Raw genomic sequence first — 10,567 nt, forward strand, 5'->3', positions numbered from 1 at the left:
GCACGTAGAGTGCGGGGCCCGCTTCTGCGAGGGGTGGGCTCAGCCCATTCCGGCCGCCTGGTCGGCGCGCACGGTCGCCGAGATCTTGGCGAGAGCGTCCTCGCTCAGGAGGTTGAACGGCGCGCGGCAGGGGCCGACGTTCTCGCCGGCGGCGTTCGTGGCCGCCTTGACGATCGTGTTCGGGTTGCCGAACACGAAGAGGTTGCGCAGCGCACGGATGGAGGCCTGCGCCGCGCGGGCGCCCTCCAGGTCGCCCGCCGCCCAGCGCCGGGAGATCTCGACCATGGTCCGCGGGTAGACGTTCGCGACGGCGGTGATGCCGCCCGCGCCGCCGGCCTGCAGTGTCGGCAAAATGAGCGAGTCGGTCCCGGCGAGGACCGCGAAGGTCTCGGCATCCGTCAGCTCGATGTACTGCAGGATGGCGTCGAAGTTGCCGGAGGAGTCCTTCACGCCCGCGATGTTGTCGATCTCGGCCAGGCGGGCGACCGTGGCGGGGGAGATGTTGTTCCCCGTGCGCGCGGGGATGTTGTAGAGCAGCACCGGCACGTCGACCGACGCGGCGACGGAGGCGAAGTGCTGGTACAGCTCCTCCTGCGATGCGGCGGCGAAGTACGGCGCGATGACGGACAGGACGTCCGCCCCCGCGGCCTGCATGCGCTCGGCGATGCGCACCGTCTCCGCGGTGCCGACCGCGCCGGCGCCGCCGTACACGGGGACACGGCCCCCGGCGGCATCCACGACGGCCTCGAGGACGGCGATCCGCTCGTCCGCCGTCTGCTGGAAGAACTCGCCGTTCGTGCCGAGGCAGAAGACGCCGTCCGCGCCCGCCTGCACGGCGCGGTCGGCGTGCACGCGCATCTGGTCGAGGTTGAGGGACTCGTCGTCGTGGAACGGGGTGACGAGCGCGTGGATGCTGCCGCTGATGGTGGTGGTCACGAGAGTGCTCCTTCGTGGCGGGGAGGGCCGGGGGTGGTGTCTGTCGAGGGGGATCCGCTATTTCTGCATGACATGGATGGCGAAGCCACCGAACTCCCCGGCGAGGTAGATGTTCTGCAGGCGTCCGTCGTCGAAGTACGCGGCCGTCGCGGCGTTGAAGCCGAAGCCTTTGCCGGTCAGCTCCTCGACGGCGGAGGGCAGGTCCGCGGTCGCCATGCCGATGTGGCCGTGCGTCCCGAGGTACTGCGAGCGCACGCACTCGAAGAAGGTGCCCGCGAATTCCGACTTCTTCCCGTGCCGCGGATCGAGGTTGAACATCAGGCACAGCAGGTCGGCCAGCTCCTGGGCGTCCGTGGCGTCGGCGTTGTTGATGCCCACATGGGCGAGCTCGAAGGTGTTCGTCATGACGGTCTCCGTTCGGATGCCAGGGGCGTCACATCGGGAAGAGGACGAGGGCGCCGGCGGTCAGGGCGAGCAGGCGGATGAAATACATCGGGATCGTGAACTTCCAGAACTGCACGAGCGAGTACTTGCCGACGCCCATGACCATCGCAGGCAGACCGTCGATCGGCAGGAAGTGTCCGTTCCAGCCCGAGATGACGATGGCGATGGCCGCGGCCGTCGGGTCGAGTCCGAGGCCGACGCAGGTCGCGATCGCCAGCGGGGCGAAGACGTACACCGTTCCGATGGTCGACCCGGTGAGCGTGGCGAGGACGCTGGTGAGGACGCAGAAGACGAAGACCAGGAGGAAGGGGCTGACGTTCCCGCCGAGCATCCCGGCGACGGTCTCGCCGACGAGCTGCGTCAGTCCCGTCGCACCGAGCGCCTCGGCGATGCCGATGACGCCGGCGGACATGAGGATGATGGGCTGGCTGATGGCATCCCGGATCTCGGCGAAGTTCAGCACCCGCGTGAGCAGCAGGATGACGACGGAGAGACCCGTGATGGCGTACCCGCCGTCGCCGATGTAGCTGTACGAGATCATGCCCGCGATCGCGACGACGAAGCTGACGTAGGTGGCCAGCTGCTGCTGGCGGGTCAGTGCCGGCGCGATCACCGTGGCCGTGGCGGTCGCGGTGGCCGCGGCATCCGCGATCCCCCCGCTGCGCGGTGCCGGTCGGCCCCCGCCCGTGGTCTCGTCCGCGGCGCGTTCCTCGTCCGTGATGGGGTGGTCGGGCAGCATGCGGTACGCGACGAGGCACCAGATGAGGAAGCCGAGGCTGAGGACGAGGTTGACGAGCGAGAACCGCACGAGGTCGACGCGCTCGTTGACCCCGGCCGCCTCGAGGACGGCGACGACGATGCCGTACTGCAGCGCGACGTTGAAGGGCAGCATCGGGTGGTTCGCGGCGAAGCCGGCCGGCATGAGGACCTTCGACGGCGGCAGCTTCTTGTTGTAGGCGAGCGTCGACAGCAGGCCGATGACCAGCACGTAGTACGCCGTCGAGCCGGTGCCGAAGATGCTGCACCCGACCATGACGAAGACGATGATCAGAACGTACGCCCGGAAGCCGCCCTTCGTCGCGAGGCCGGAGATCGTCCGTTTGAAGCCGGAGACGAGATCGGTCTTCTGCAGGGCCGCGATGACCGCCATGAAGGAGGCGAGCATCACGATCGTCGCGTTCGCGAACCCGCTGAACGCGACGTTGATCGGCACGACGTTGAACACCACCATCAGCAGGCAGGCGATCAGCGGCGGGACGCCGAACGGGAGTCGGTCGATCATGATCAGGATGATCATGAAGACGGTGATCGCGAGCGCGACCATCATGGGAACGGTCATGACCGCTGCTCCTTCGCAGAGAGGTCGGGCCCGGCGGACGTCGGCTGCGACGCCACGATCTCCGCCAGAGCATCAGCACCCAAGTGCACGTGCTTGATGGTCTTGCGGTGCCAGGTGTAGGCGATGTGGAGGCCTCCGTGGCCGTCGGTGATCACGGAGGGGTAGGACAGCTCGCGGTTGAGGCTCTCGCGGCTGTTGTTGGAGAGGCAGTACCCGTCGCCGTTCTCGATGTCGTAGGCGAGCGGCCAGCTGCGCCCGTCGTCGGTCGAGAGCGCGAGGGTCATGGGTGCGCGCGGCGCGCCCCAGAATGCGCTGGGTCCGTCCTGGTCGAGGGCGGGCTCGGCGATCCGCGGACCGTCGTCGTCGGCGAGGCCGTCGTCATCGATCTCGTCGTACAGCGAGACCCGGCGGCTGGTCGCGTCGTCCTTGCTCGCGTAGTTCATCACCATCGCGACCCGGCCGTCGCCGTAGGCCCGCGCCTGGATGGACGAGTTGTTGTTGGGCAGGTCGATCGGATGACAGGGCTCCCACGTCATCCCGCCGTCCGTCGACAGCGACTCGTAGACGTGGTCCGCCCAGCGGGAGCGGAAGCACGCCCACAGCGTGCCGTCCTGGCGGGCGACGATGTTCATGTGGACGCATCCGCCGGACGCGGGCACGGCGACCTCCGACCAGGTCTCGCCCTGGTCGTCCGAGTACCAGATCGAGGCGGTGTCGTCGTTGCCGACCCACTTCTCGCCGGGCACGGTGCGGCAGTTGAAGACGGGCAGCAGGATCCGTCCGCTGTCGAGCACGACCGGCGACTGCCGGACGAACACGCCGACCGGTGCGTCGGCGCCGAGCAGCGCGGTCGGCTCGTCCCAGGTGTCGCCACCGTCCCGCGAGATCCGTCGGCGGACCTCGGAGGTGTCCTGGTTGCCGGCGATCTGCGCGGTGTAGAGCAACCAGAGGGCGCCGTCGGGAGCCGTGAACAGGATCGGGTTCTGCTCGGAGCGCTGCGCGTCGAAGCTCAGCTGCACGGGGTCGACCCAGCGGTCCGTCCCGGCCGGCAGGCGGGACAGGTAGATGGAGATGTCCGACACGCCCTCCTGCGTGCCACCGAACCATACGCACGCGAGGTCCCCGCCCGGCAGGAAGGCGAGGTTGGCCGCGTGGCACTGCACCGTCGGGGTGGGCAGCAAGGCCTCGGCACCTCCGTCGGGGCGGCTTCGCAACAGCCCGTCGAATGCACTCATGCGGGGGTCCTCCAGTCGTCGATGACGGTGGGCGCCAATGGGGGGCGGCGCAGTTCTTCGGTGAACGTTCTTCACGGCCTCGGTCGACTCGGGATGCCGCTCGGCAGGCGTCGTCGCGCGTGTATGAGGTGTCGTCATCCTGACAGATATGCACGAAGTGCGCAACAATCCTGCGTACTACGAGCACCGCGCCGGACGTGAACGCTGCGTACGGCCCGTGTGTGCGCGCTGAGAACGCACGACGAGCGCCCCGGCGCGCGGAACGCGCAGGAGTCGCGCAGAGGTGCGGTCAGTCCGCGAGCAGGACGTCGACGCCGCGTCGACGGAAGGGCTCGAGCTGCTCGTCGGAGGCCTCGGCATCCGTCACGAGGGTCCACGGCGCCTCCAGCCGGACCCACGCGTTGAACGGTGCGGCGCCGAGCTTGGCGGCGTGCGCGACGACGTACACGCGCGCACCGGTGCGCGACATGAGCTCTTTCAAGCGGGTCTGCGTGGCCGTCGCCTCGCAGAGGCCTCGGTCGGCGCTCACCGCGTCGGCGCCGAGGAACACGGCGTCGAAGTACCAGCGCTCCAGGGAGGCCTCCGCCATCGGGCCGACGAAGCTCTGCGACGTCTGCCGGTACCACCCGCCGAGCAGGGACAGCTCGACGCCGTCCGCGTCCTGGAACTCGCGGAAGGGCGTCATCCCGTTGGTGACGACCGTCAGGGGGCGCGTCGCCCCCAGGTGGGCGGCGACGCGGGCGGTCGTGGTGCCGGCGTCGAGGAGGATCGTCTCGCCCGGCGTGACCTGCGCGGCCGCCGTCCGCCCGATGGCATCCTTCGCCCGGTACGCGTCGACCGAGCGTTCACGCAGGCTCATCTCGCGATGGTGCGACCCGACCGCGATGACACCGCCGTAGGTGCGCGCCAGGCGGTTGGACTGCTCGAGCGCCGAGAGGTCGCGTCGGATCGTGGATGCCGTGACGTCGAACGCCCGAGAGAGCTCCTCGACGCTGGCGAGCCCGTTGCTCATCGCCATCCGCACGATCTCTTCTCGCCGCTCTGACGCCTTCATCCGGGCTCTCTCCTCCTGATGCCGCGCCGTCGGGGCGCCGCATCGCCCCACGCTACCAACCGCAGCTCCGGCGGCCGGGGGAGCGGGCGGCCCCTCCGGTTCCGTCTCGGCGGGGCGGTCGTCGGCCGCGGCCTCGCCTGGACACGGAAACGCCCCCGGCAACGCAAGCGCTCGCCGGGGGCGTGAGACCTCAGAGCTGGACGGTCTTGTTCTCGGAGGGGAACTCGTCGGGGTCGTTCTTGTTGACGGCCCGGACCATTCCGAGCAGCTGCTTGACCTTGCTGCTGGAGGCGTCCCAGTACTCCGCCGTCTCGCCGTTCACCTTGAGCAGGATGAGCCCGGGGGTGTCGAGCCCGTCCGGGAACCACGCCTCGAGCGGCTTGGACCACAGCTCCTCCGCCTTGGCCCGGTCGCGGACGACCTCGGCGGTCCCGCTGATAGACGTCCACTCGCTCTTCTTCTCGTTGGCGAGGGCCACGTTGACCTGAGGCGAGGACTGGATCTGGCGGACCTTGTCGGAATCCTCGTAAGAGAAGAACCAGAGGTCGCCGTCGAACTCGACCTCCTGGACGGCCATCGGCCGGCTCACGTGCCGGCCGTCCTCGGTCATGGTGGTCAGCATGGCCGTGTGGGCCCGGTCGATCAGCTTGATGACGGTCTCGTGTGCGTCGGTGTCCGCAGACATGAGTGCTCCCTTCGAGCGGTGGTCCGTGTGGGCCCACTCTTCTCGTCACCGGGGTGCGCGTCTGCCGGTTGACAGACCCCGCGGAATCGCGTCTCAGGATGATCGGGCCGACAAAAGCGCCATCTCGCCAGTCCCGGGCTCACAACGGGTTCATGATGGCGGCGGAAAAATAATCCTGGGCTCCCCAACGATGTGCTGAGTGTCGAGAAGTACCCCGTGCATTCGGGCCTAGACGCGTAGTCGGAACGCGCACGTTGCGAGCACCAGGAACTTCAGCGCATATGCGACCGAGACACCGGTCATAGCTCCTGTTGGACCAGCTAGCAGGGTGCCGGTCACGGCGGACACGAGACCCAGGACCGCAAAAATGACTGACGTAGTCGCGACGGTACGCGCGGCACCGCGCGCTTGCAACAAGCTCGCCATGGGGGAGCTGAGAGCTGCAGCAGAGACCCCGACGAGACCGACCTGCAGAACTGAAACAGCGTCGTCGTAGCCCTCGCCGACAGTCAGCTGAACTATCGCCGGCGCAAGGGCGCCAATTGCAACTCCGACAGCACTTCCGGACCCCGCAAGTATGAGAAGGGCCAAGGCCGAGCGTCTCACCGTCCTGTTGTCGACGCCCGGTCGCGACAGCTTGGCGAGCGTCGCCTGGGCCACCGACGAAGCGATCAGCTGTGCTGGCTTCAGTATCCGCGAGGCGATTGCGAAGTCCGCCGCCGACTGCACCGAACTCACAAGCTGAACCGTTCCAACCTCGAGCTCACGAACCTGCGCCGAACCGACCGCAATCCAGTAGGGCAGGGCACGAGAGAGAACGCCAGATCCGACAACCCGGGAGCTGACAGCGGGGAGGGTGCGGCCCAAGGCGGTTCTGGCGAGCACAACGCCCACTAGGCCTCCAACCGCCTGCCCAGCAGCGAACCAGATATCTGCGCCCTCCCCCTCTGTGAGAAGAAGAAAGATGCCCATCACGCCAAGGGGAAGGACGCGTCGTAGAATGATGAGCGCAATAGTTAGTCGGTTGCGCGCGTCTGCGATCGCGAGCGCCAACCAGGTCTCAGAATTCCGCTCAAGTAGCGTCCAACCGATGAGAAGAAGCCCGACCGTTGCCGTCAGTTGACCCGAGAAGAAGACCGCGAACAAGACGCAGAGGACTATCGCGAGGGCGGTCATGCCGAGAGCATTGACTCGCAGGATTGGCCGGATTAATGGGCTTTCCTTATTGGACGCGCGCTCGCGGATGAGAAGAGTTCCGACTCCCAAATCGGCAATAGCCACGCCGAAGGTGGCAACCCCTACAAGAGAAGCTATGGCGCCGAATTCAGACGGACTGACGAACCGAGCAAGCAGCAGAAACGACACCGTCTGCGCCAGTCCGCCGACGAGTCGAGCGGAAAGCAGTGCGAGCGCGGTCATCGATCGAGCGACGCCCAGACGTCGCGCATGCGTCCTGAGAATTCCGACGTAGAGAACTTCTTTGCATACGCGTGGATCTCACGGGGATCCCAGTCCTGGGATTCGAATGCGGTCAGCGCCGCATGAAGCGCGGTTGTCGTCGGCTCTCGGAAGCGAATACCAACTCCCTCCCTAACCGTCTCGGCGGGTCCACCGCCATCCCAGGCGATAACCGGCGTCCCCGACGCCATCGCCTCGATGGGGACCATTCCGAAGTCATCCTCTGACGGAAAAATCAACGCTTTACTTCCGGCAAATATAGACGCCAGCTCGCTAGTCTTCTTGCGGCCGACGAAGGTGACATTCGGAGGTGCCGCGGATTCCAAACGCGCCCGGTCACGCCCATCGCCGACCACAACAAGCTGACGTTTAGTATTTCGAAACGCTTCAATCACGAGACCCAGCCGCTTATACGGCTCGACAATGCGGCCCGCCCATACATAGGTCTCTCCCCGCTCAATGGGTTCAGAGAAGAATCTGTCGTCGATGGGCGGCGGGACTATGGCGTAAGGGATCACTCCGTAGAATTCCGTTACGCGACTGGCAACCACCTTGTTAGTCGCGACGTATGCATCGGCGCGTCGCGCCGCCGCACGGTCAATCTTGCGAAGTGGGCCAGAAACGCCACGCAACGCTAAACGGTTCGCCAGGCGGCCTCTCGCGTAATCACCGCGTCCGGACCAAATCTGTCGTAATGGAGAATGACAGTAGACCAGGTGAAGTCCCGTCGCTCTGAGGTGATGAATGAAAGCGTATGAGGAAGATATCAGATTCCCCTCGATCAGCTCGCGGTGCAGTTTGACGGGAGCGGCTAGGGAACGGGTTCGGTAATTGTTCGCGTTTAGGCCTGCGGACCCGATAATCTTGGTCCGCTCCAACTGCAGCTCGCGCATAATGCGCTGATCGCCCCCTAGGGCTATCACTGCGCTACCTGCGAAAGTCTCATTTGCGAGCGTCGAGGTCACTCTTTCCGCGCCGCCAAATTGGAAGAAGAAGTCGTGACCCAGCGTCAAGTGGGTCATGGCTTGACGCTCCTCAAGTAGCCGTTCAATACTCGTTCGAGGGATCTTTCAGTGCCCACACGGTTTCGCGCAGCAGTCGCTAAATCCTGACGGTATTTGTCATCACGAAGCGCAATAATTGCCGCGGCGGCCGATTGTACGTCGCCGGGGGAATAAGTGAGACCTTCGACAAGGTCGGTGAAATATTCCGGGGCTCCTCCGGTGGTCGGGGTTATCGGGACCACCCCGTAGGACATCGCCTCGCCCACCGTTCGACCGCTAGGCTCGAGGGCGTTGCCAACGAATAGCGCGTCGATGGCACTATAAACTTCGCGCTGGTCCCGTCGTCCGTGCCAAAGTACTGAAGCTCCTAGTTGATGCGCCAATGACTTCATAGCCGTTTCGTATGCGTCGGAAGTTCCGAACTGCGCGCCGTAAACGTGGAGCTCAGCTTCCGCTGCCTGCGTTGCACGAATGGCAATTTCGATGTCCTTCTCGGGGGAGATGCGGCCAACAATGCCCACACGAAGGGGGCCAGCGGCTTGCCTCATGGGTACGGCAGCGACAGCATCGATTGGCCGTGGAACTACCGAGACCTTCCGAAAACCGATACCCCAGGCGGACGCGAACTCGCTAATCGATATGGCGCCTCGATAGAATTTGGCGAGCGTACGCATTGTCATGCGAGTGATTAGCTTGTCGGGGGTGTCATGTATATCGAAGAAGACTGGTGCACGACGATACAGGCCGGCTAAGGGCATGAGATCCAGGCTGAATACAATCAAAGCGTCTGGGGTAGGAAGGTTCGAGACAAGCTGCCTGACTCGAAAATTGGATTGCAGACGGTTGCCTGGTTTGTAATGAACCATGTGGGCCGTGGACTGTCCGACGTATTCAGCCGCTGCGCCGCGTGGAAATACGCAGTGAACTTCATGACCAAGCTCGATTAGCCCCTTGATTATGCGAAGTAGGCTCTGTTCAGCACCCCAGGGGTCTCTGGCCGAACTAGCGAATATCAGTCGCATCGGTTTCCTTGGTGATATTTTGTAGGCGCGCCGAAGTCAACTTCATGAAGGCGTCCTCGCTGAAACTTTCCGAACCCGACAGGACCGCAGCGCTCTGCTCGTTCCAAAGCGAAGCGTCGGTACTCAGGCGCACGCAGGCGTCGGCGAAACTTGCTGCAGTATCGAACGCGTCCAAGCGAAGGGGGGCGAGGCCACGGCGTCCAACGCTCGTTGTCACGATTGGTATCCCTAGTGATGCCGGCTGCAGCATTTTCATGTTGATGCCACTCCCGCCAAAAATCGGGTTCACGAAAATTCGGCATTTCGAGAAAAATTCGACGTCAGACTCGATCTCACCGAGGTAGTTAATGCCTGGGGTGCTGCCGAGCCGCTGGGCGACCGAGAGACTTGCCCGACGCCCGGCAATCGTGAATTTGGCGCCATCTGCCGATGCGCGGATTGTCGGCCAGACATGTTCAATGAACCAAAGCAACCCGCTCACGGTATGCGGAATATCCAAAGCTCCAAAAAACCCGAAACTCGAAGCATTTGGTGTTCGTTTTTCGACAGTCGCCGCGGCGGTGTGCGTACCAGATATCGCAGCGATGGGCGGGATTACGGCGGACTTAGAGCCGAGTCGTGCGTACATTGCGCTATCTTCCTCGGTCAACGCCCAAACTTCTGCCGCCGAGGCGGAAGCTCTGCGAATAAAACTATACGAAGTTCGTGCGGATTCCAGTGCGGAGTACAATCCGCGAACCCCTTTTGCCGACCTTGCCACATCACGCATGAATGCACGTTCATCGTTGTGGCTTCGAAGGATGATCGAGACGTCTGCAAATTTCGCCTGGACTTGGCGGGCTGCAGAAATCGACCACTCGTGGTTCGCGATGATTGCCTGCGGCGCCGCCGTTCCCGCGAGCTCGGTCAGGGCGGCTTCCGGAATGTGGCGGCTGGAGGATTGATAGGGCGTTAACGGTGATTTGAGCAGGGTCGTCTTCAAACTGCGGCGGGCTATGAACATGGCGGGAATATTGCGGTTGGCCATCCATTCCCGTGAGGCAGCAGTGCTTTCTCCGTGGTGATGGAATGCGACCACACGTAACTGGTGTTTTTGTGCTAGTGCATCTATCTCTGACGCCAGTACCAATCTATTCCCGCTGTTAGTAGGCGTCGGCAGATCGTCAGAAATCAGCAGTATGTCCATTTTTTGCTCCTGTGGCGATCGCCGTGCTTACGCCCAAGGCGCCTCCCAGAAGGAGGGCCTGGTCCCATGCGAACGGTGTTGAAAAGTATGAGCTTGCAACCACGAGGACTGTCGCACCTGCGAGGTATGCGCCGCGAGACACCACGACTCTCCCGGCCCGGCCCATGAGCGTATGCCAAGCACCGATTGCCAGAACAGCCACCC

10 protein-coding genes are annotated in these 10,567 nt (G+C 64.3%); all 10 read right to left on the reverse strand.

The genetic code is table 11. The annotated features are described in order from the left end of the window. Positions 1-39 precede the first annotated feature (39 nt). A complete protein-coding gene (dapA, locus tag ACO03V_RS13175) occupies positions 40-936 on the reverse strand; it encodes a 4-hydroxy-tetrahydrodipicolinate synthase (RefSeq protein ID WP_423137879.1) in 897 nt (298 codons plus the stop codon). A gap of 57 nt (positions 937-993) precedes the next feature. After that, positions 994-1,341, reverse strand: a complete 348-nt coding sequence (locus ACO03V_RS13180) for a hypothetical protein (protein WP_423137880.1) — start codon at positions 1,339-1,341, stop codon at positions 994-996. Between the two features lie 28 nt (positions 1,342-1,369). Next, a complete protein-coding gene (locus tag ACO03V_RS13185) occupies positions 1,370-2,719 on the reverse strand; it encodes an SLC13 family permease (RefSeq protein ID WP_423137881.1) in 1,350 nt (449 codons plus the stop codon). Beyond that, the gene (locus tag ACO03V_RS13190) at positions 2,716-3,954 is read right to left on the reverse strand and encodes a sialidase family protein (RefSeq protein WP_423137882.1); all 1,239 of its coding nucleotides are present in this window, start codon (positions 3,952-3,954) and stop codon (positions 2,716-2,718) included. Before ACO03V_RS13190 ends, ACO03V_RS13185 begins: the two co-directional genes overlap by 4 nt. Positions 3,955-4,243: 289 nt before the next feature. Next, entirely contained in the window at positions 4,244-5,008 is a 765-nt protein-coding gene (locus ACO03V_RS13195; RefSeq protein WP_423137883.1) for a DeoR/GlpR family DNA-binding transcription regulator, read from the reverse strand. Between the two features lie 190 nt (positions 5,009-5,198). Beyond that, positions 5,199-5,693, reverse strand: coding sequence for a pyridoxamine 5'-phosphate oxidase family protein (locus ACO03V_RS13200; protein ID WP_423137884.1), 495 nt, complete (start codon positions 5,691-5,693; stop codon positions 5,199-5,201). Between the two features lie 228 nt (positions 5,694-5,921). Continuing rightward, positions 5,922-7,112, reverse strand: coding sequence for a lipopolysaccharide biosynthesis protein (locus ACO03V_RS13205; RefSeq protein ID WP_423137885.1), 1,191 nt, complete (start codon positions 7,110-7,112; stop codon positions 5,922-5,924). Next, a complete protein-coding gene (locus tag ACO03V_RS13210) occupies positions 7,109-8,173 on the reverse strand; it encodes a glycosyltransferase (RefSeq protein WP_423137886.1) in 1,065 nt (354 codons plus the stop codon). The genes ACO03V_RS13205 and ACO03V_RS13210 overlap by 4 nt, the downstream gene beginning before the upstream one ends. Beyond that, complete coding sequence (locus tag ACO03V_RS13215) at positions 8,170-9,177, reverse strand: glycosyltransferase family 4 protein (protein WP_423137887.1); 1,008 nt, start codon at positions 9,175-9,177, stop codon at positions 8,170-8,172. Before ACO03V_RS13215 ends, ACO03V_RS13210 begins: the two co-directional genes overlap by 4 nt. Then, the gene (locus ACO03V_RS13220) at positions 9,158-10,363 is read right to left on the reverse strand and encodes a glycosyltransferase (RefSeq protein ID WP_423137888.1); all 1,206 of its coding nucleotides are present in this window, start codon (positions 10,361-10,363) and stop codon (positions 9,158-9,160) included. Before ACO03V_RS13220 ends, ACO03V_RS13215 begins: the two co-directional genes overlap by 20 nt. Positions 10,364-10,567 lie beyond the last annotated feature (204 nt).

It is taken from the genome of Microbacterium sp. HMH0099 (assembly GCF_049384025.1).
In the GTDB taxonomy this organism is placed as follows: domain Bacteria; phylum Actinomycetota; class Actinomycetes; order Actinomycetales; family Microbacteriaceae; genus Microbacterium.